Below are 20,203 nucleotides of genomic sequence, written 5' to 3' on the forward strand. Positions count from 1 at the left end.
CTGAGGGGGTAGGTATCGCCGCCACGGCCCACGAGACGCCGTTCAGCCGGGCGGTACCGATGAGGCTGCAGATAAACGCCACGCTTTCCCCGCCCCGGTCGGAGCCGGCGAAGAGGTAGTTCCTGCGTCCCTGCGGCACGGTACGTAGCGCCCGATAGGCGGCGTTGTTGTCGATCTTCGTGCTTGCGTCGCAAGTGCGCCTAGCAACCGGCTTCCTGAGCGCAGCCCGTCTCGCAGAGCGCTCGGAAGCCCGAGTAACCGCCGGCCTGCAGTGCCCTGATTAGCGCCCGAATGCGACGAACAACTCTCATGGCCTCGAGCGCGTGACATTGAGAAACCGACGTGACCCACCTATGTGCACACATGTGGGCGGTTAGCTTGTCACTGTATTTACAACCGCAAATGCGCGCAAAGGGGAAAATTGAGTGGTGCTCAGTTTCAATCGCTCGCTAGAGAGCTGTCATCCGTGCCTAAGCTGCGCGTTTGCCAAAGAGGTGGAAAGCCCTTGGAGAGCGCACTACATCATCCGATTTTTATCACGCGACAGATCAATGTCCACGCCGCCGGCCGCCATGATGTCGCGCAGCAAAACGATGATACCGGCAACGCAGAGGAACAGACTGAAAATCAACGCGACGGTCTGAACATGGCGTAACACAAAGAAAAACCCGGGCTTTTCGATGGGGATCCAGATAATCGGCGCCATTACGCCCAGTAGAAAGATGAAGGCATAGAGGAGATAGCGGATAAACTCCACGGGGACTTTGCGTATCGTCAGGCCGTAGACCAGCACCGCGACGATCAGCACGCTCGCCGTGGCCTGAACCACGATCATGGCGCGGTCCTGGATAAAGGCGATCCGGCCTTCTTCGTAAGCCACCGCACCCACTTCACCGAAAACGGTCACCAGCGCGAGATTGATCAGCAGGAACAGCAGGCAGAGGCCGTTGGGGAGCCACAGCATCGGATCCTGCCGCTGCATTCGGAAGCCACCGATCCACCACCAGGTACCAGCCCAGAGGGGTAAGGCCAGCGTGTAGGTTGCAATGGCGATCATCTGGTGCATAAACACGCTCCATCCGTCCAGTCGTTCGTCGTTGAGGTTATCATCGAGTTTTCATTATGACTGGACGAAATCACCATGCTTGAATGGCTACCTCCCCTGGTTCTGATCGGTTCGAGCCTTGTGCTCGTGTCGGTGCTGACCAGTGTGCTGGCCTTTCGTATTGGCGCGCCGCTCTTGCTGTTTTTCCTGGCGATTGGCCTGATCGCCGGTGAGGACGGACTGGGGGTCGTCTATAACGACTGGTCCGGGGCCTACCTGATTGGCAGCATGGCGCTTGCCATCATCCTGTTTGACGCAGGCTTCGGGACCAAACTCCGCTACTTCAAAAAGGCGGCGGCGCCGGCGCTGACCCTGGCCACCCTCGGGGTCCTGATCACCACCGGCTTTGTCGGCGTTGCTGCACACGTCCTGTTTGGTCTGCCCTGGACCCATGCCCTGTTACTGGGGGCGATTGTCAGCTCCACTGACGCCGCGGCGGTGTTCTACCTGCTGCGCGTGGGCGGGATTACGCTGAGAGAGCGCGTGCGGGCGACACTGAGCGTGGAGTCGGGCTCCAACGACCCGATCGCGATTTTCCTGGTGACCGCGCTGGTGGAGTTGATCCGCGCACAATCCGCCCTGGGAGAGCTCACCTTTGAGGTGTTGACGGGCTTCGGGTTGCAGATGGGAGGCGGGATCGGCGTCGGCCTCGTCGGCGGATGGTTACTGGTGCGGCTGATGAACACCATCGACCTCGAGGCCGCGCTCTATCCCATTCTTGTGCTCGCAGCCGCACTGCTGCTGTTCGGCGCGGCGAGCCAGTTCGGCGGCAGTGGCTTCGTGGCGGTATACGTCGCCGGCCTGGTGGCGGGTAACCACGCTGTCCCCCATCGAACGGCACTCCGGCGCTTTCAGGATGGCACCACCTGGCTTGCCCAGATCCTGATGTTTCTGGTGCTGGGCCTGCTCGCCACACCCTCGGACTTTCCCGCGGTGATACTGCCCGCAATGGGCCTTGCGCTTTTCCTGATGTTCGTCGCACGGCCGATTGCCGTGGGGATCTGCCTGCTGCCCTTTCGTTTCTCGCCCAAAGAGACGGCGTTCATTGGCTGGGTGGGGTTGCGCGGGGCGGTGTCCATTCTGCTGGCGATCCTGCCCTTTCTCGGAGGGATCGAGAATGCCCAGCGGTTTTTCAACGTCGCCTTCATCATGGTGCTCACCTCGCTGCTGGTGCAGGGGTGGACCATCAAGCCCGTAGCGCAGCGACTGGGGTTGATCGTGCCCAGACGCCTGGGGCCGGTGGAGAAAATCGAACTGGAACTGCCCGGCACCGCGCATCATGAACTGGTTGTCTATCACGTAATGCCCGAGAGCCCCATTGTTGGCGGGGCGCGCCTGCCGCGCTGGGCCCGTCCGGCGCTGGTGCTCAGAGACGGCCGATCCATGCATTTTCGCAAGGCCGGCTATTTGCAGCCCGATGACTACATCTACATATTCATGTCGCCCCAGTACGCCGCGGCGCTGGATCACCTGTTCGCCGGCAGTCCCCGGCAGGAGGTATCGGCGCGGAAGTTTTTCGGCGACTTCGCCATCGCCACCGACGCCCCGATGAAGGCGCTCATCGATGTCTACGGGGTCAAACTGCCGCCAACCGCAACCAAAGTGGAGACCACCTCGGTGGGGGCGTATCTACAGTCCCGACTAAAGCGTCCCGAGCCAGGGGACCGGGTCCGCCTGGGCTCGGTGGTTTTGATTGTTCGGGCGATCGATGACAGGAACAGGATCACGGCCATCGGGTTATCCTTTGATTAGGCTTCAATGATGGAGGTTGACGACGTCCAGCCGAGCGATGCCCTCGCCTGGTCGGAGCCGGCGGCTGGCCGCGGAGGTCGGCCTGGAGCACCCCGGTGTACGCCCAAGGGCGACGAGCAACTCTCATGGCATCAAGATCGTGACATTGAGAATTCGACATGACTCACGTGTGTGCACACATGTGGGCAGTTAACTTGTCACTGGATTTACAATCGCAAATGCGCACTCAAAGAAAAAGTTGAGTTATATTCGGCTTCCGTTTTTTGCGAGATCGATCAATCCTGAAAACCTGGAGAAAAAGCATGGCCACCGAGGTATTTCGACGCACGACCCATCTGCCGCTCAAGCAAGCACGCCAGATCATTAGCGCCGCCCTGGCGGAGGCGAGACGGCAAGAACTTGAGCCCCTGACGGTGGTGGTGCTCGATGACGGCGGGCATCTCGTTTCCGCCGATAGCGAGGATGGCTCCGGCGTACTGAGGCTCCAGATCGCCCAGGGCAAAGCCGGTGCTGCCCTGGGATTCGGCGTCTCGAGCTCTACGGTCGGGGAACGCACTCAAGGCCGAGACGCTTTCGTGACTGGCGTCGCCGCTGCCTCCGAAGGTCGATTCGTCCCCGTTCCCGGCGGTGTCCTGGTCCTCGACGGGAAGCGGGAAATCATCGGTGCCGTGGGTGCCAGCGGCGATAGCCCCGGCAACGACCAGGCCTGTGTCCTGGCCGGCATCGATGCCGCGGGTCTTGGCATCGGCCTTGATGCCGCTGAGGGCTGACGGCGCGTCGGACGGCCATCGGGTTATCCTTTGACTGATGTTCAGGAAAAGCCCGACTTAATGCTTCCTGAGCCACTCCAGGAGAGCGTCGGCGGTGGCTGCCGAGGATGGCGGGTTCTGGCCGGTGATCAGCTGGCCGTCGACACGCACGTAGGACGTGAAGTCATCAGCCTTCGAGTAGATGCCGCCGCAGGCCTGGAGCGCGTCCTCCACACGATGAGGCACCACATCGGTCAGCCCGACCGCGTCCTCTTCGCCATTGGTGAAGCCCGTCACCTCGCGTCCCTTGACCAGCGGCTCATTGTCATCGGTCTTCACGCCCACCAGCACAATCGGCGCGTGGCAGACGGTCGCCACCGGTTTGCCCTGCGCGATAAAGGTCTCGATCAGACGGATCGAGTCGGCATCTTCGGCGAGGTCCCAGAGCGGGCCATGGCCACCGGGATAGAACACGGCATCAAAGTCGTCAGCGCTCATATCGCTGAGTCGATGCGTCGTGGCCAGCGCGGCCTGCGCGTCCGTATCGATCTCGAAGCGCCGCGTCGCGTCCGTGTGGCTCTCCTCCGCATCACTCGCCGGATCAACCGGCGGCTGTCCGCCTTGCGGAGAGGCCAGCGTCAGAGTCGCGCCTTCGTCCTTGAGCGTGTAATAAGGGGCCGCAAGCTCTTCAAGCCAGAAGCCGGTCTGGCGACCGGTGTCTCCAAGTTGATCGTGCGAGGTCAAAACAATCAGAATCCGTGGGGTCATCAATTACTCCCTTGAGAGAATCCGCGTATGGAAGCGGGCGGCTGCTACCGCCGCTATCGATTGATTTGGGGGCTCGCCAACGGGAAAACAAGAGAGACTCGAGGACAAAGCCCACAGCATGACCTCAAAGCCTGACCTGGACAGCCCGGAGGCCATCCACGCCCTGGTGGAGGGCTTCTACGAGCGCCTGCTCAACGACCCACTGATGCGCCCGGTCTTCATGGAGACCGCAGGGATCCGGATCGAGGACCACTTGCCGACGATCGAGGCGTACTGGCGCAAGATGCTCCTCGGCGAGAAGGGGTGCTATACCCGCAACATGGTGGCGAAACACGAAGCGGTCCACGCAAAAGGTCCGCTCAGGCCGGAGCATTTCGAGCGCTGGAGCGAGCATTTCCACCAGACGCTGGATGAGCTTTTTTCCGGTCCGATGACGGATCGTGCCCATCTGCTGGCGGACCGGATTCTCGTGAATCTCCAGCGCCGGCTGCTGGGTTGAGTCTAAATTCAGGCGGCGTTTTTCAGGGTCGCCATGTCGATCACGTAGCGGTACTTCACCTGGCTCTTCTGCACCTTCTCGTAGGCATCGTTGATGTTGTTGATGTCCAGCATCTCGATGTCGCAACGCACGTCGTGTTCGGCGCAGAAGTCCAGCACCTCCTGGGTTTCGGGCATGCCACCGATCAGTGAGCCCGCCAGCACGCGGCGCTTCAGCACCAGGTTGCCCGCGTTCAGGGTCGGATCCACGGGCTCCAGCAGACCCACGAGGATATGGGTGCCGTCATACTTGAGGCAGGCAAGGTAGGGGTTCAGGTCGTGCTGCACCGGCACGGTATCGAGCATGAAATCGAACGTCTCGGCCGCGTCCGCCATCTGCTGATCATCGGTAGAGATAATCACGTGATGGGCGCCCTGATTTTTCGCCTCGGCGACCTTGTTTTCGGACCGGGTAAAGATGGTGACTTCCGCCCCCATGGCCCGCGCGAACTTAACGCCCATGTGCCCGAGGCCACCCATGCCGATCACACCGACCTTATGGCCGGCCTTTACGCCGTAGTGACGCAGCGGTGAGTAGGTGGTGATGCCGGCGCAGAGCAGCGGCGCGGCGGCGGCCATTTCCAGTTTCTCGGGGATACGCACCACGAAGCGTTCGCTGACTACGACCTTCTCGGAATAACCACCCATTGTGATGGACCCGTCGTGGCGGTCCTGGCCGTTATAAGTGGCTGTCATCCCGTTGAGGCAGTACTGCTCCAGCCCGTCCTGGCAGGCCTCGCATTCGCGGCAGGCATCGACCATGCAACCGACGCCGACACGGTCACCCGCCTGGTAGTTACCGACCTGATCGCCGACGGCTGTCACGCGGCCCACGATCTCGTGGCCCGGCACCAGCGGATACTGGGTGACTCCCCAGTCGTTGTGCGCGAAGTGGATGTCGGTATGGCAGACGCCGCAATAATCGATCTCGATGGCGACGTCATCCGCCCTCAGTTCGCGGCGGTCGATACCGTGCGGCGCGAGACCGGAGTCGGGTGCGGTGGCGGCGTAGGCTTTGGTGTTGGTCATGGCTGTCGTTCTCTGTTCCGAATGAGTTCCAGTTTAATCCCATCAACGCTGCGCTTGTCGGTCGATCCAGTCAAACCGTGTGATTGACATCTGCAACCCGGCGACTCGTGGTATCGTCCATACGCAATACTGCTGACGGAATTGCGATGACTGTCTCCTCCCCCATCATGCTGGGCCTGATCGGCAGCCTGATTGCCGGTTCAATGACCGCGGTCGGCGCGACACCTGTCCTGTTCGGGCGCGTGCCGTCCCGAGCCATCCGTGATCTGTCCCTGGGTTTCGCCGCCGGCGTCATGCTCTCGGCCTCGTTTTTCTCGCTGATTGTCCCGGCGCTTGATGCCGCCGAGATCCGTTACGGAAACGCCGTGACACCCGCCGGGATCGTGTGTATCGCGATCCTCCTCGGAATGGGTGCCGTTGCGCTGCTCAATAACCGCCTGCCCCACGAGCATTTCCGCACCGGTCGCGAAGGCCCCGAGTCGGTGTCACTGCGCCGGGTATGGCTGTTCATCATCGCGATCACCATCCACAACTTCCCGGAAGGTCTTGCAGTCGGCGTCGGGTTCGGCTCAGGCGGCATCAATGGCGGTCTGCCGCTTGCCATCGGCATCGGACTGCAGAATATGCCGGAGGGACTGGCGGTTGCCGTCTCACTGCTCGGCGAGGGCTATTCACGCCGCCGCTCCTGGACGATTGCCGCACTGACCGGCATGGTCGAACCCGTCGGAGGCATGCTGGGTGCCGGCATTATTACCGTGTCGGAACCGCTGCTCCCGTGGGGGCTGGCGTTTGCCGCCGGCGCCATGCTCTATGTCATCAGCCACGAGATCATTCCCGAGACGCATCGCCGTGGCCATCAGGACAAGGCAACACTGGGCCTGTCCGTCGGACTGGTGCTGATGCTCTTCCTGGACGTCAGCCTCGGGTAGAACCGTTCGCTTCGCCATAGCCACCCGCCGTGGGTGTGATGACGGTAATCGCCTCGCCCGCTTCGATGCGGGTCTGGGCGCAGGCCGCCAGCACCTCGTCGCGGCCGTCGTTGCGGCGGACGAGTGTCCGACCCGAACGCCCGGCGCTACCCCCGGCGATACCCAGCGGCGGCCGGTCGCGGTGCGAGGAGAGGATGGCGCAGTCCATGGCCTCGAGGAATCGCAGCCGGCGATGCGTGCCGTCGCCGGCATGAAAGGCTCCGCGGCCGCCCGAGCCGGCAACCAGCGAGAAGTCCTCCAGCAACACCGGAAAGCGAAGCTCCAGCACCTCGGGATCGGTCAGGCGGGAATTGGTCATGTGCACGTGCACGCCGTCCGTGCCGTTAAACCCGCGTCCCGAATTCATCCGGCCCGCGGGTGAGCCCGAGCAGATCGTCTCGTAATACTGGTAGGTGTCGTTGCCGAAGGTCAGGTTGTTCATCGTGCCCTGCGAGTTGGCCATCGCCCCGAGCGCCCCGAACAGCGCGCTGGTGACATGCTGCGAGGTCTCGACATTGCCCGCCACCACGGCGCGCGGGTAGGCCGGTGCGAGCATGCAGCCCTCGGGGATGTGGATTCGCAGCGGTTCGAGACAGCCCGCGTTCATCGGGATCGGCGCCTCAACCATCACGCGGAACACGTAGAGCACCGCGGCCCGGGTGACGGGCTCGGGCGCGTTGAAGTTGTTGGCGCGCGCATCGCTGGTGCCGGTGAAATCGATCAGCGCCTCGCGGGCGTCGTGATCGACGCTGATCCTGACACGGATTGTCTGGCCGGTATCGGTCGGGTATTCGTATTCGCAATCGCTCAACCCGCCGATCAGGCGGCGGACCGACTCGGCGGCGTTCTCCTGGACATGCACCATGTATGCCTGCACCGCATCGAGCCCGTATTCCGCGACCATGTGGCGCAACTCGGCGATACCGCGTGCATTGGCGGCTACCTGCGCCCTCAGATCGGCGATGTTCTGATCCGGGTTGCGGCAAGGGTAGGGGTGATCGGTGAGCAGCGTGCGTAGCGCGTCTTCACGAAATTGGCCACGCGCCACGACACGGACGTTATCGATCAGCACGCCCTCTTCGTCGACGCTCGTCGCCAGTGGCGTCATCGAGCCCGGCGCGGTGCCACCGACATCGGCGTGATGCCCGCGCGAGGCGACCCAGAAAAGGATCGCCTCGCCGGCCGCGTCAAAGACCGGCGTTACTACGGTGATGTCGGGCAGGTGCGTCCCGCCGTTATAGGGCGCGTTCAGCGCGAACACATCGCCGGGGTTCACATCGCCCGCATTTGACCGAATCACGGTCTCCACGGATTTTTCCATCGACCCGAGGTGCACCGGCATGTGCGGTGCATTGGCGACCAGCGCCCCCGAGGCATTGAAGACCGCGCAGGAGAAATCCAGCCGTTCCTTGATGTTCACCGATTGCGCGGTGTTCTGCAGGGCGACGCCCATCTGTTCGGCGATGTTCATGAACAGATTGTTGAACACCTCCAGCAACACCGGATCGGCCTTCTGCGCCCCGATCGCCCGATCGCGACGCATTGCCGCGTGACGGGTTAGCAGCACATGGTCGTGGGAGGTAATGGCCGCCTCCCAGCCCGGTTCCACGACAATGGTCTGATTGGGCTCGATGATCAGGGCCGGACCGCGCACCCGGTGGCCCGGCGCGAGGCGCTCACGGTGGAACACGTCCGCCTCCCGCCAGTCACCACCGGAGAAGACCGATACACGGCGATCGCTCTCCGCCTGCACGCGACTCACGGCCCAGGGTATCTCCGGGACGGCGCCGCCATCGGCCTCGCCCGCCTCCATTTCAACCGCCTCGATCATCAGGCGCTTTTCGGGGCTCACAAACCCGAACTGCGCCTCGTGCGCGGCCTCGAAGTCGACCCGGGCGGCTGCAAGATTGTGACCGTCAAAGGCGACGGGCAGGGCCGTATCCGTGCCCTCGTATTTCAGGTGCAGAGTGGCGCGCGTTGCGATCGCGTCATCGGCAACCCCCTGGGCGCGCATCTCGTCCCGAACCTCGCGGCCGAGGCGCTCCATCGCCGTATCGATCCCGGCACGGCTGCCCTCCTCCAGCGGGATCTCGAGCGCTCGCTGGCGTGTCGTGAAGACCTGGCTGAGCCCGATCCCGTAGGCCGACAGCAGCCCGGAGAGCGGGTGGACGAGGATCGATTGCATGCCGAGCGCGTCCGCCACTCGACAGGCGTGCTGCCCGCCCGCGCCCCCGAAGGAATTGAGCAGGTAGCGCGTCACGTCATAGCCGCGCTGCACACTGATCTTCTTGATGGCACCGGCCATATTCTCGATCGCGATGTGGATGAACCCCTCGGCGACCGCCTCCGGCGAGCGACCCTCGCCGGTCTCGGCGGCGATTGCCCGGAACGCCTCAACCACGGTGTCGCGGTCGAGAGGCCGGTCCTGATCGGGGCCGAAGATCGCCGGGAAGAGTTCGGGATTGAGCGTGCCGAGCATGACATTGGCATCGGTCACGGTCAGCGGGCCGCCGCGGCGGTAACAGGCCGGGCCGGGATCGGCACCGGCGCTGTCGGGGCCGACACGAAAACGCCCCGGCTCGGCATGCAGTATCGAGCCTCCCCCGGCCGCGACCGTGTGCACGCGCATCATCGGCGCCCGCATTCGAACACCCGCCACCTCGGTGTCGAGCGCGCGTTCGTAATCGCCGGCGAAATGCGCGACATCGGTCGAGGTACCGCCCATATCGAAGCCGATGACCTCCTCGAAACCCGCCACCTCGGCACTGCGTGCCATGCCGACCACGCCGCCCGCCGGACCCGAGAGGATCGCGTCCCTGCCCTGGAATCGCTCGGCCGCCGTCAGCCCGCCCGACGACATCATGAACTGTAGCGTCGGACCGGGTTCACCGGCCGCCGTCGCACCGAGGGCATCTTTCACCCGCGCCACGTACCGGCGCAGGATGGGGGAGAGATAGGCATCGACGACCGTGGTGTCACCCCGTCCCACCAGCTTGATCAGCGGCGAGACCTCGTGACTTACCGATACCTGGCCAAACCCCCGCGCGCGAACGTGATCGGCCAGCATCGCCTCGTGCTCGGGGTTGCACCAGGCATGCATCAGGACGATCGCGACGGCATCAATCCCGTCCTCCCGCAACGCCTCGAGATCGGCATCGAGGCTCGCGGTATCGAGCGGCGTCGCTACCGTGCCATCGGCAAAGAGACGTTCCTCGACCCCGATGACGCGTTCATAGAGCATCTCGGGCAGGATGATTTCCTTGGCGAAGATATCCGGCCGCGCCTGGTAGGCGAGGCGAAGCGCATCACGGAAGCCGGACGTGGTCAGCAGCGCAGTACGATCGCCCTTGCGCTCCAGCAGACCGTTAGTCGCCACCGTCGTCCCCATGCGAACGGTGCCGATCCGGTCGGGGTCGGGCGTGGCGGCATCGGCGTCGAGCAGCTGCCGGATGCCCTCGATGGCGGCATCGTCGTAGGCCTCGGCGTTCTCCGACAGCAGCTTGAGTGGGTGCAGCACGCCATCCGGGGCACGGCCGATCACATCGGTAAAGGTACCGCCACGGTCAATCCAGAAATCCCAGCGCTCATCCGCGGCCGCCATGGTCTGTCGCCCTTTGATGTTGTGCTACTTCAGCCAAACAGAAACCGGTTGACCGCGACAAGGCTGGCGGTCAACCGGTCGTAACCATGCTTTAACCGTCCTCTACATTCTTTATACTGCACTACGAATTGCACCCAGCGGGGAACGAAATCGAATATGCGCATCTACTTTTTCAGCGCACAGAAATACGACCGTGAATTCATGGAGCGGGGGAACGAGAACCACGGATTCGAGCTGGCATTCACGGAATCGCCACTCAACGCCGATACCGCCCGGCTGGCCAACGGCGCCGAGGTTATCTGCGCCTTCGTCAACGACACGCTCGACGCACCCTGCCTGCAGGCGCTGGCGGACGCGGGAGTCCGGATAGTCGCGATGCGCTGCGCCGGTTTCAACAATGTCGATGTCCCCGAGGCCAAGCGCCTGGGGTTGTCGGTGGTCACCGTACCGGCTTACTCCCCCGAGGCGGTTGCCGAGCACACCCTGGCACTGATCCTGACCCTCAACCGTAATACGCATCGTGCCTACGCCCGCGTTCGCGAGGGTGATTTCAACCTCAAGGGGCTGCTCGGGTTCAATCTCAACGGCCGCACCGTCGGGCTGGTCGGGACCGGTCGCATCGGTGTCGCCACCGCAAGGGTCCTATCGGGACTGGGCGTGCAGCTGCTGGGGTTCGACGTCTACGAGAATCCGGCCTTCGAGGCGCTGGGCGGTCGTTACGTCGAGCTCGACGACCTCTACGCCCAGTCCGACATCATCAGCCTGCACTGCCCGCTCACCGACGCCAATCACTACATGATCAACGCCACATCGATTGCGCGCATGAAAGACGGGGTGATGCTGGTGAATACCAGCCGTGGCGGGCTGATCGACACCGAGGCGGTCATCGAGGCGCTGAAATCCCGCAAGGTCGGTCACCTGGCGCTCGATGTCTATGAACAGGAAAGCGATATCTTCTTTCGCGATCTCTCCGACGAGATCCTGGCGGACGACATGCTCTCGCGGCTGCTCACCTTCCCGAACGTGCTCATTACCGGCCACCAGGGCTTCTTCACCGAGGAGGCCATGACGCAGATTGCCGAGGTCACACTGGCGAATGTGGCGGCCGTCGCCGGCAATGAGCCTTGCGACAATGAATTGACACGGCGACTCTGATCCAAGGGGCGCGCATGGACACCGCGACCACAAACGCCTTTTTCGAGGCGATCTACGAATCGGCCGACATCGGAATCTGCGTGACCGATGAAAATCGATGCTTCGTGCGGGTCAATGACGCCTATTGCACCACCTACGGGTATACACGCGAGGAGCTGATCGGGCGGCCCTTCACTACCGTCCTGCCGGAGGGTCTGCGCGAGACCGCCGGGCGCATGCACGACGAGTTCCTCGCCGGTGGCGACGAGAGCGCCGGTGAGTGGCAGGTCGTCCGCAAGGACGGGGCCGTGCGCGACATCATGGTAACCGCCGGCCGCGTCGTCATGGCCGATGGTCGTCGCTACAAGGTCACCACCGTGACCGACATCTCCGAGCGCAAGGCCACCGACCGCGCCCTGCGACAGACCGAGGGCGAGTTACGCTCACTCATTGAAAACATGCCCGATGGCGTTCTTTTCGAGGACAGCAACCGACGGGTGCGGCTTGCGAACCAGGCGCTTATCGATCTGCTACGGATCCCCGAGCGGCCTGATGCGATCGTGGGCAGCGACTGCCGGGATGCGGCGCAGGCGATAAAACCTCTGTTCACCGACCCCGAGGGCTTTGCCACAACCATCGAGGAAGACGTCGCCCACTGTGTGCCGGCGCTCGCGGAAAGACTGGAGACAATGGACGGCCGCATACTGCAACGCGACTACGTACCCATCCCGCGCGGGACCGGCGAGCCCCCCGGCCATCTCTGGCGCTACCAGGACATTACCGAGCGGATCCGTGGGGCCGAGCGGCTCGAGCGCATGGCCTACTTCGATACGCTGACCGGCCTACCCAATCGCTTCCTGCTCAATGACCGGCTGGAGCAGGCCATGATGCGACTCAATCGTTCGTCGCACCTGATCGCGGTCGCCTATATCGATCTGGACGGGTTCAAGACGATCAACGACCGGCATGGCTACACTCGCGGGGACTGGGCGCTGACCGGTATTGCAAGGCGTCTGCGCCAGAACCTGCGCGAGAGCGACATCCTCGCCCGGGTGGGGGGCGATGAATTCGTCGTCGTTCTTGATGGACTCAGGAATCGTGCGGACGGTGACAGGGTCATCAACAATCTCCACGAGACCGTGACTCGATACACCGAATCGAGGGGATATCGGCTGGCGATGACCGCCAGCATCGGCGTGACGTTCTACCCGCAGACAGAGCGCCTGGAGTCCGAGCAGCTGGTCCGCCAGGCCGATCAGGCCATGTATGTTGCCAAGCGCTCGGGAAAGAATCGCTACGTCACGTTCGACCCGGATCATGACCATGCCATTCGCGGTCAGCACGAGACGATTGATGCGGTCCGGCAGGCGCTGGCCGCCGGGCAGCTGCTACTCCACTACCAGCCCAAGGTCGACATGCGCTCGGGTCGGGTGATCGGTGCCGAGGCACTGCTCCGCTGGCAGCATCCGGTGCGAGGGCTTCTGACACCCGGCGATTTCCTGCCCGCGCTCGAGCGGACCGCGGCGGCGGTGGAGGTGGGCGACTGGGTGCTGGAAACCGTGGCCAGCCAGATCGTCGCCTGGCGCCGGCAGGGGTATGAGGTCCCGGTCAGTATCAATGTCGATGGTCACCAGATCGCTCAGCCCGACTTCGTCACCAAACTCGAGGACTGCCTGCATCGCCATCCGGAGATGGAGCCGAACGATCTCGAACTGGAAGTGCTCGAGAGCAGCGCACTCGATGATATCGATCGTGTCCGTGCGGTCATCGTTGCCTGCGGGGAGCTCGGGATCGGGTTCGAACTGGATGACTTCGGGACCGGCTATTCGACACTCAATTATCTCAAGCGCCTCCCGGCACCGGTGTTGAAAATCGATCAGAGCTTTGTGCGCAACATGCTCGACGATGCCAACGATCTGGCGATTCTCAACGCCGTCCAGGGTCTTGCCAGCGCCTTCTCGCGGCATATGATCGCGGAGGGTGTCGAGACGCTGGAACACGGCACGATGCTCCTGGCGCTTGGCTGCCAGTTCGCCCAGGGGTACGGCATTGCCCGCCCCATGCCCCCCGAGGCCCTGCCGTCATGGATCGATTCCTGGGCACCGCCGGCACAATGGCAATCCAGTCAGCCCGTCGACCGCGACGATCTCCCGGCCCTGTTCGCGATGGTCGATCACCGCCAGTGGATCCACGAACTCGAACAGGCCGTTTATCATCAGGGTCCGCCACCCACGCTTGAGCCGGATGAGCGCCGTCTCGGCCAATGGCTGGCGGCCAGTATCATTCCGATCTCCGAGGCGGCACTGACTGTCACCAACCGTCAGCGCCGCACCGCACTGAACCGCATCAGGTCGATTCACCAGTCGCTGTTCGCCGAAGCCGAGCTGCTTGTTACCGCCGGCACCGTACCGGATGCCGAGACCTGGCAGTCGCTCAAGACCCGTAGCGACGAGATGATTGATCTGCTATTCAACACACTCGGGCAGCAGGAACAGAGGAATGACGCCCCGCATTCCGGGCCGACTTTCCCCAACTCATAAAGCCATGCACATACAGACACTGGGGAGCAGCGGGGGTCTCGAATCCGGCAACGGGACCACGGCCTTCCACATCGCCCCCGCCACCCTGATCGACGCCGGAACGGGCAGCCAGCGGCTCGAGCGGGCACAGCTCGACTCGCTGAGCGATGTCCTGCTCACGCATGCGCATGCCGACCACATCGCCGGCCTGCCCCTGCTGATCGACGCACTGTTCGATACGCTGACCACGACCGGCCGTGCGCTGAATGTCCACGCGTTGCCCGAGACCATCCAGTCCCTCAGGGCCCATGTCTTCAATAACGACATCTGGCCCGATTTCAGTCGCCTGCCCAGCGCCCGTGCCGGCGTTCTGCGCTTTCACCCCCTCACGCCGTGGCAGCCGCTCAGCCTCGCTGGCGAGGGTGATTCAAGACTGACGGTTACCCCCTTTCCGGTGGCCCACACCGTCCCCACCTGCGGCTTTTGCATCGACGACACCGACACCCGGACCGCCATCTGCGGCGATACCGGGCTGAGTGACGTCAGTATCGATGCACTGAATCGGCTCGCGCCGCTGACGGATCTCTACATCGAGTGCGGGCTCAGCAACGCGCATGACCGGCTCGCCGAGCAGGCCCGCCATTTGACCCCCGACCGGTTGACCCGATTGCTCGGGGCGCTCGACGTTCAGCCGGAGCGGGTCTGGATTACCCACCTCAAGCCGCTGCAGCGCGAGGCGATTATCGAGATGCTGCGGGCGCAGCTACCACCCAGCCTGTGCTGGGCACTGGCATAACGCAGTACATCCGCGTCACTCGCCCTCGATCTTCATGCCGAGCGTCTCGGTGAGCGGCGCGTTGACGAAGGGGACGCGCTGCAGCTCCGTTACCCCCACCGGCTGTTCGGGTGAGAACCCGACGTAGAGCCGCTCGCCGCCATCGAGGAAATCGGCAACCTCGTCACGAATCAATCGCGCATCGGAACGGTTCATGAACCCGCCCGCCACATTGAGCGCACCCTGGGCCTGCATGGACAGGACCTCCCGACCGCCCATCCGATCGGCGATCATGTCGAGCGCCCCGTCATCGGTGTACTGGAGCGAGAAGTGACGGATGCCAACGCTTCGCTGCAACGTCCCGAGCATCCGCGTCATTGCCTGGTTATCGGCGGCCTCCATGTCCTCGAGCGTCTCGAAGGGAACCCCCGTCAGCGCTGCATCGATCTCGATCCCGCCGGCATCCCCCATCTCGAGCGCCATGAGCATTTCGAGATCACCGGCCTCGAAATCGCTTTCAGCGGACAGGCTCGAGTCCAGGCTGACGCGATTCGAGTCGAATGCCCGGAAAATCGCGGCGTAGCCGGGACCGAGCTCGTTCAGCGGCCGGTTGTCGGGTTTCAGCAGGTGGAGGTCCTCCATGCTCACGGCCATGCGCGTGATCCGGCGACCTTCGACTTCCAGGTCGTCGACACCGGCCCGGGCCAGGCCCGCAATCACCTCGCCATTGGTATAGGTCAGCCCCTCGACCGACCAGTCAGCCGCGGCCGACATGTCGATATCGTCGGGGAGTTCGGCCGTAATGCCGGCAATCGCCGGGAGGCTGACCGCTCCCATCTCGGCTGAGTCCAGCGCGACGCTCTGCCCCTCGAAGTCGCCGCCGCCAGGGCCCTTGATGCGAAGCTCGCCGTCCGTGGCGCGAAGCGCATAGACGATTCCCGCATCAATCGACTCGAGCGACAGCGTGCCGACCTCGAGCCGTGCGTCATCCTCGTCGATCGTCATTCCGGTGAGCTTCATCGGCCCGGTGGTGAGTCCGGTAATCCGCTCCTCGATCGCCGTCCGTTCAGCCTTGCCAGAGGCAAGCGTGACGAGGAACTCGGCATCCGCGTACGAGAGATCGTTCACCTCGAACCGATCGATGGTCACGTCCTGGTCCAGCGCGGCGGAGGCGATGGTGATATCCCGCGCCCGGAGCGACTTCACCCGCTCCTCGCCGGGCGTGAGGGTGAGGGAACCGATCGAGAGCCGGGAATCGGTCCGATCGTTGCTGATCGCGACATCGCTTAAAACGGCGCTCTGCGAGAGGGGCTGGCCGTCGATGGCGGCCGCGGAGACATCAACGCCGGCATTCACCGCCTCGATACTCGACTGGAAGTTGCCGAACGCCGCCTCGGCACTGGACTGTGCGGCCGCGGAGAGCGCCGCATAACCGCCGATGGCGATCACGACAACCAGTGCGCCACCGATCCCTGCCCGAGTCATGTTCCTGTTACTACTACTGTTCACTATCACCTCCCGTTTGCCGGCAATTATAGGCCACCGGCACCGGTATTGCTCTCCCACTTCCGCACCCACACACTACCGTCGAAATTAAAACTTCCGGATAGGGAAACAGGCCGTTGAAGAACACCACAATCACCCTCCTCGATGGCGGCATGGGCCAGGAACTCCGCCGGCGCAGCCAGAAGCCCGCCTCGCCGCTCTGGTCGACGCAGGTCATGCTCGATGAGCCCGAGCTCGTGACCGCGGCGCATCGCGATTTCATTGACGCGGGGGCCGAGGTCATTACCGCCAACACCTACGCCGCCACGCCGCCGCGCCTGGAGCGCGACGGGCAGCCCGACTGGTTCGAATCACTCCATGCCGCGGCACTGGACGCGGCCCACCGGGCCCGGGACGAAGCCGGCCGGTCGGCGCGCGTCGCCGGCTGCCTGCCGCCGCTGGTCGCGAGCTATCACGCGGATGTCGCGCCGGATGATGCGACATGCCTCGATGACTACCGGCGGATCGTATCCGTGCAGGCGAGCGGGATTGATCTTTTCATCGTCGAGACCATGTCGCTGACCCGCGAGGCCGTCGCGGCCACCCGGGCGGCGAGGGAGAGTGGCCTGCCGGTCTGGGTGGCCTTCACGGTGGATGACGAGAATGGCCATCAACTGCGCTCCGGCGAACCCCTGATCGATGCCGCCCGGGCCGTGATCGACGCGGGCGCCGAGGCGGTAATGGCCAACTGCTCTTTCCCCGAGGCCGTGACGAAGGCCATGTCGGATCTAAGCGGTCTCGGCGTGCCGTTTGGCGGTTATGCCAACGGGTTTACCGCGGCCGCCAACCTCCAGCCCGGGGGCACCGTGGACGCCCTGACCGCACGCGAGGAGCTCACCCCCACGGCCTACGCGGTCCATGTCCGGGACTGGATCAACGCCGGCGCGACGCTCGTCGGCGGCTGCTGCGAGATCGGCCCGGCGCATATCGCCGCACTGCGGGAGATGCTGGACACCGAAGTCGGTTCGCCCTCCTAGGGGACGGCCCCGACCTGCAACCCCTCGCCCTGCGCCACCAGCCAGCCGGTGTCGAGCAGGGCCTGTACCCGGGGCTGCAGCCGCTCGCGGGCGTTGCCGGTGAGCCGGGTAAACCCGATGGCATGAATGCCCGCGTTCATCGCCGTCTCGCGATCATCGGCATCGCCATCGAGTACGACGCGGAATAGTGCCAGCATCAGCTCGTCATCGCTCACGTACTCCAGTTGGCGCGTTTTCTCCGGCGCGGCCCGCCAGTCCCGGTACGACGGTTTCAGGGCCTGCTCCGGCCGCGCCACGCGGCCTGCCTGCCACTGCAGCGACGGCGTCGCCGAGAGCGCTTCGAGGCGTTCCTCGATGCGCGCCCGAATCCGCGAGCCGAGGCGGCCGACGCCCGCGGCATCAAGCAGCCGATCCGCGAGCACGTCGAAATGCACCGGCCCCTCGGCATCGACCACCTGCTCGATGGCGGTATCGAGGGCGGCGTCGGGAATGGCGTGGAAGTCGTCGTAACCACCCAGGCCAAGCCGGACGGGATCGACCGATTGATAGGGCCTGATCGGCAGCAGATCGGGCATCCATCGCGTCGGCGCCGCCAGCCGGCCGGGATGCAGTCGCGCGGCGGACGCATCGGGATCGGGCCGGCGCAGCACTTGCTCATGGAGGGCCACGGCGGCCACCAGGCCCCCCGGCTGATTCGTCGTCGTCATGACTCCCCCGCCACCGTCAGCTCCACTCCCAGCGACTCGACCAGCACATCGAGCATCGCATCCTGCAGGATCGTCCGCTCGCCCAGCGCAAGGCAGGCGTCGTCAATGGCGAACACCGCCTCGGTCCGCATCGTGTCATCCACCCGATCGGCAAAGGCGCGGGCGATCTGATGGAGAACGCCCAGAATCGGCGCCGGATCGTCACTGTCCCGGCTGTCCCCCAGCCAGTCCTGCAGTGACCGGGCGGCGACATTCACGTCTGCCAGCAGCGATGGTGTGAACGGGTCATCCGGGACGGTGGCTGAGGCCATCGCCGGGTCGAGGGTCGATTCACCCCGCCCCATCACGGCGGTCAGCGCAATGAGTGCCGCGAAGAGATCGCGGAGCGGTTCGCGCGTCGGGTCGACGTCCTGTGCGGCAAGGACCCGCTCACCCGCCGGCGCGATCTCCGTCATCTCGAACGCAATACGCTCCCGGGCCTGCTGCGCCTGCTGCCAGCGACCCACGCCCCACTGCACCACCACGGCAACCCCCCGCCCCAGGAGCTTCGCGCTCCAGCCGATCCCGGCAAGCACCAGGTAGACCCCGTTGATGGCGGCCGCCTTCTGCCCGCGCAGTTGCACACCGGCAAACTTGGCCGATGAACGACCGGGACGGATCCAGTTGACCGTACCGATCCCGGTTTTCGAGGAGACGCTGACACCGCTTTTCGACAGGTTGAAACGTGCGGCATCCGAGCCATACCGCCCGCGGAGGACGAAGCGGCCATTCTGCATGGCGATCTGCGTGTTCTTCGCCAGCCGGGTGGATACCCGCACTCCCTGGCTCGTGTTGCCGGTCAGGTTGATGCCCGCGGCCTTGACATGCGCCCGCAGCGCCACGCCTCCGGTGCGGCTCGCCCGCAGGTAGCGCCCGGTGTGCTCGATGCGCTTTTGCCGGCCGTCGCGATCCTTTTCGCCGAACTTGAACAAACCCATCAATTCCCACGACACGCCGTGCGTGCCAGCCGATCGGTCAGCGCATGTAACTGATCCCGGTAGCCCGTCCGGCCCGACGGATGGTCGGGGTCGGAGGTCATGACCACGGTCATCGAGAGACTGGGGATCACGTAGAGCATCTGCCCCCCGTAACCCCAGCCGTAGTAGCCCTCATGGCCGGCGAAATCGCGGATAAACCAGCCATAGCCATAGCCATCGTTGGTCCATCGTGAGCGCCCCCGGATCTGCCAGCTCGCATCGACCCAGCCCCCGGGAAGGAGGCGCTGGCCCGACGCCGTCACGCCGTCGCGTCGATAGAGCTCACCCAGTGCCAGCAGCGCCACCGGTCGCATGGCCACCTGGTTACCGCCAAAGGCAATGCCCTGCGGATCGGTGATCCAGTCCACGACCTCGACACCGGCCGGCGCCAGCCAGCGGTTGGCCAGCGTATAGCTCGCGTCGCCGGTGCGGCGCTCGAGAATGGCCGAGAGCAGATGGGTATTGCCGGTCGAGTAACGCATCTCGCCGCCCGGGCGGCCCGACATGGGTTGATCGAGCACCGATTCCACCCAGTTATTGCTGGCGACCCAGGCGCCGTAGTTCTCGCCGGAGGTACGCTCGAGCCCCGCCTGCATGGCCAGCAGATGGGCAACGCTCAGGTCGTCGAGGCGCGGGTCCGGTTGCGGTGGCAAAGCATCGGGCAACAGATCGGCAACCCGGGCGTCGACGCCCGAGAGCACACCCCGCTCGATCGCCGCTCCGACCACGGCGGCGATCAGCGTTTTGGACGCGGATTTGACATTGGTCGCGGCATCGGGCGACACGCCGCGGTAGCCCCGGGCGATGACGGATTCCCCCTCGATCGCGACATGGAGGGTTCGCAGCGTGTCGAATCGCTGCGCTGATTCCGCCACCTCGACCAGTCCGCTTTCATTGACCCGGCAGTCCAATGCAGCCGCCGGTGAGGCGAGCAATAAAGCCCCTACCAACATGAACACCATCACCGTAACGATCCCGTGAGCGCTTGCCATCGCGGGAGACAATAGTCTAAAAAGATCTA

General features: G+C 64.2%; 16 protein-coding genes and 1 pseudogene. 8 read left to right on the plus strand and 9 right to left on the minus strand.

Going from position 1 to position 20,203, the window contains the following annotated elements; translation table 11 throughout:
- Window positions 1-34: 34 nt before the first annotated feature.
- A pseudogene (locus tag EV698_RS10390) lies at window positions 35-190 on the minus strand (IS66 family transposase); the annotation flags it as partial.
- A 327-nt stretch (window positions 191-517) separates the two neighbouring features.
- Entirely contained in the window at window positions 518-1,066 is a 549-nt protein-coding gene (locus tag EV698_RS04695) for a hypothetical protein (RefSeq protein ID WP_130502970.1), read from the minus strand.
- A 75-nt stretch (window positions 1,067-1,141) separates the two neighbouring features.
- Here EV698_RS04695 and EV698_RS04700 point away from each other — a divergent pair, with 75 nt between their 5' ends.
- Together EV698_RS04700 and EV698_RS04705 are read left to right on the plus strand one after the other, a co-directional pair.
- Window positions 1,142-2,857, plus strand: coding sequence for a potassium/proton antiporter (locus EV698_RS04700; RefSeq protein WP_130502971.1), 1,716 nt, complete (start codon window positions 1,142-1,144; stop codon window positions 2,855-2,857).
- 302 nt (window positions 2,858-3,159) lie between these two features.
- A complete protein-coding gene (locus tag EV698_RS04705) occupies window positions 3,160-3,627 on the plus strand; it encodes a GlcG/HbpS family heme-binding protein (RefSeq protein WP_130502972.1) in 468 nt (155 codons plus the stop codon).
- Between the two features lie 57 nt (window positions 3,628-3,684).
- Here EV698_RS04705 and EV698_RS04710 read toward each other — a convergent pair whose 3' ends face one another.
- On the minus strand, window positions 3,685-4,374 hold the full coding sequence (locus EV698_RS04710; protein ID WP_130502973.1) for a type 1 glutamine amidotransferase domain-containing protein: 690 nt from the start codon (window positions 4,372-4,374) through the stop codon (window positions 3,685-3,687).
- A 118-nt stretch (window positions 4,375-4,492) separates the two neighbouring features.
- Here EV698_RS04710 and EV698_RS04715 point away from each other — a divergent pair, with 118 nt between their 5' ends.
- Entirely contained in the window at window positions 4,493-4,873 is a 381-nt protein-coding gene (locus EV698_RS04715; protein WP_130502974.1) for a group III truncated hemoglobin, read from the plus strand.
- Window positions 4,874-4,881: 8 nt separating this feature from the next.
- Here EV698_RS04715 and EV698_RS04720 read toward each other — a convergent pair whose 3' ends face one another.
- Window positions 4,882-5,940, minus strand: a complete 1,059-nt coding sequence (locus EV698_RS04720) for an NAD(P)-dependent alcohol dehydrogenase (RefSeq protein WP_130502975.1) — start codon at window positions 5,938-5,940, stop codon at window positions 4,882-4,884.
- 146 nt (window positions 5,941-6,086) lie between these two features.
- Between EV698_RS04720 and EV698_RS04725 the strand changes: the two genes are divergently transcribed.
- Entirely contained in the window at window positions 6,087-6,869 is a 783-nt protein-coding gene (locus EV698_RS04725; protein ID WP_130502976.1) for a ZIP family metal transporter, read from the plus strand.
- Here the strand turns inward: EV698_RS04725 and EV698_RS04730 are convergent.
- Complete coding sequence (locus tag EV698_RS04730) at window positions 6,856-10,509, minus strand: hydantoinase B/oxoprolinase family protein (RefSeq protein WP_130502977.1); 3,654 nt, start codon at window positions 10,507-10,509, stop codon at window positions 6,856-6,858. The genes EV698_RS04725 and EV698_RS04730 overlap by 14 nt on opposite strands.
- Window positions 10,510-10,665: 156 nt before the next feature.
- Between EV698_RS04730 and EV698_RS04735 the strand changes: the two genes are divergently transcribed.
- The 3 genes from EV698_RS04735 to EV698_RS04745 are packed head-to-tail and all read left to right on the plus strand — an operon-like array spanning window position 10,666 to window position 14,958.
- Entirely contained in the window at window positions 10,666-11,664 is a 999-nt protein-coding gene (locus EV698_RS04735; RefSeq protein ID WP_130502978.1) for a 2-hydroxyacid dehydrogenase, read from the plus strand.
- Window positions 11,665-11,678: 14 nt separating this feature from the next.
- Window positions 11,679-14,183 (plus strand): sensor domain-containing protein, encoded by a 2,505-nt coding sequence (locus tag EV698_RS04740; protein ID WP_130502979.1) that lies wholly within the window; start codon window positions 11,679-11,681, stop codon window positions 14,181-14,183.
- Between the two features lie 4 nt (window positions 14,184-14,187).
- Window positions 14,188-14,958 carry a 3',5'-cyclic-nucleotide phosphodiesterase gene (locus EV698_RS04745; protein ID WP_165385724.1) on the plus strand — a complete coding sequence of 257 codons (771 nt, stop codon included), beginning with the start codon at window positions 14,188-14,190 and terminating at the stop codon, window positions 14,956-14,958.
- 15 nt (window positions 14,959-14,973) lie between these two features.
- On the opposite strand, the gene EV698_RS04750 is transcribed toward EV698_RS04745, so the two are convergent.
- Complete coding sequence (locus EV698_RS04750) at window positions 14,974-16,446, minus strand: hypothetical protein (protein ID WP_130502981.1); 1,473 nt, start codon at window positions 16,444-16,446, stop codon at window positions 14,974-14,976.
- A gap of 113 nt (window positions 16,447-16,559) precedes the next feature.
- On the opposite strand from EV698_RS04750, the gene EV698_RS04755 reads away from it, so the two are divergent.
- Window positions 16,560-17,459, plus strand: coding sequence for a homocysteine S-methyltransferase family protein (locus tag EV698_RS04755; RefSeq protein ID WP_239016206.1), 900 nt, complete (start codon window positions 16,560-16,562; stop codon window positions 17,457-17,459).
- Here EV698_RS04755 and EV698_RS04760 read toward each other — a convergent pair.
- Genes EV698_RS04760 through EV698_RS04770 form a run of 3 tightly spaced genes read right to left on the minus strand, consistent with a single transcriptional unit; the run spans window position 17,456 to window position 20,174 of the window.
- Window positions 17,456-18,166, minus strand: coding sequence for a DUF3320 domain-containing protein (locus EV698_RS04760; protein ID WP_130502982.1), 711 nt, complete (start codon window positions 18,164-18,166; stop codon window positions 17,456-17,458). The two genes, EV698_RS04755 and EV698_RS04760, sit on opposite strands and share 4 nt — an antisense overlap.
- A complete protein-coding gene (locus EV698_RS04765) occupies window positions 18,163-19,143 on the minus strand; it encodes a hypothetical protein (protein WP_130502983.1) in 981 nt (326 codons plus the stop codon). Before EV698_RS04765 ends, EV698_RS04760 begins: the two co-directional genes overlap by 4 nt.
- Entirely contained in the window at window positions 19,143-20,174 is a 1,032-nt protein-coding gene (locus tag EV698_RS04770; RefSeq protein ID WP_130502984.1) for a serine hydrolase domain-containing protein, read from the minus strand. The genes EV698_RS04765 and EV698_RS04770 overlap by 1 nt, the downstream gene beginning before the upstream one ends.
- Between the last annotated feature and the right edge of the window lie 29 nt (window positions 20,175-20,203).

Source organism: Spiribacter vilamensis, from assembly GCF_004217415.1.
GTDB lineage: Bacteria > Pseudomonadota > Gammaproteobacteria > Nitrococcales > Nitrococcaceae > Spiribacter > Spiribacter vilamensis.

Bases quoted from the DNA above. Each gene is read 5' to 3' on its own strand.
- EV698_RS04695 (WP_130502970.1), bottom strand. From the start codon at position 1,066: ATGCACCAGATGATCGCCATTGCAACCTACACGCTGGCCTTACCCCTC.
- EV698_RS04700 (WP_130502971.1), top strand. From the start codon at position 1,142: ATGCTTGAATGGCTACCTCCCCTGGTTCTGATCGGTTCGAGCCTTGTG.
- EV698_RS04705 (WP_130502972.1), top strand. From the start codon at position 3,160: ATGGCCACCGAGGTATTTCGACGCACGACCCATCTGCCGCTCAAGCAA.
- EV698_RS04710 (WP_130502973.1), bottom strand. From the start codon at position 4,374: ATGACCCCACGGATTCTGATTGTTTTGACCTCGCACGATCAACTTGGA.
- EV698_RS04715 (WP_130502974.1), top strand. From the start codon at position 4,493: ATGACCTCAAAGCCTGACCTGGACAGCCCGGAGGCCATCCACGCCCTG.
- EV698_RS04720 (WP_130502975.1), bottom strand. From the start codon at position 5,940: ATGACCAACACCAAAGCCTACGCCGCCACCGCACCCGACTCCGGTCTC.
- EV698_RS04725 (WP_130502976.1), top strand. From the start codon at position 6,087: ATGACTGTCTCCTCCCCCATCATGCTGGGCCTGATCGGCAGCCTGATT.
- EV698_RS04730 (WP_130502977.1), bottom strand. From the start codon at position 10,509: ATGGCGGCCGCGGATGAGCGCTGGGATTTCTGGATTGACCGTGGCGGT.
- EV698_RS04735 (WP_130502978.1), top strand. From the start codon at position 10,666: ATGCGCATCTACTTTTTCAGCGCACAGAAATACGACCGTGAATTCATG.
- EV698_RS04740 (WP_130502979.1), top strand. From the start codon at position 11,679: ATGGACACCGCGACCACAAACGCCTTTTTCGAGGCGATCTACGAATCG.
- EV698_RS04745 (WP_165385724.1), top strand. From the start codon at position 14,188: ATGCACATACAGACACTGGGGAGCAGCGGGGGTCTCGAATCCGGCAAC.
- EV698_RS04760 (WP_130502982.1), bottom strand. From the start codon at position 18,166: ATGACGACGACGAATCAGCCGGGGGGCCTGGTGGCCGCCGTGGCCCTC.
- EV698_RS04765 (WP_130502983.1), bottom strand. From the start codon at position 19,143: ATGGGTTTGTTCAAGTTCGGCGAAAAGGATCGCGACGGCCGGCAAAAG.
- EV698_RS04770 (WP_130502984.1), bottom strand. From the start codon at position 20,174: ATGGCAAGCGCTCACGGGATCGTTACGGTGATGGTGTTCATGTTGGTA.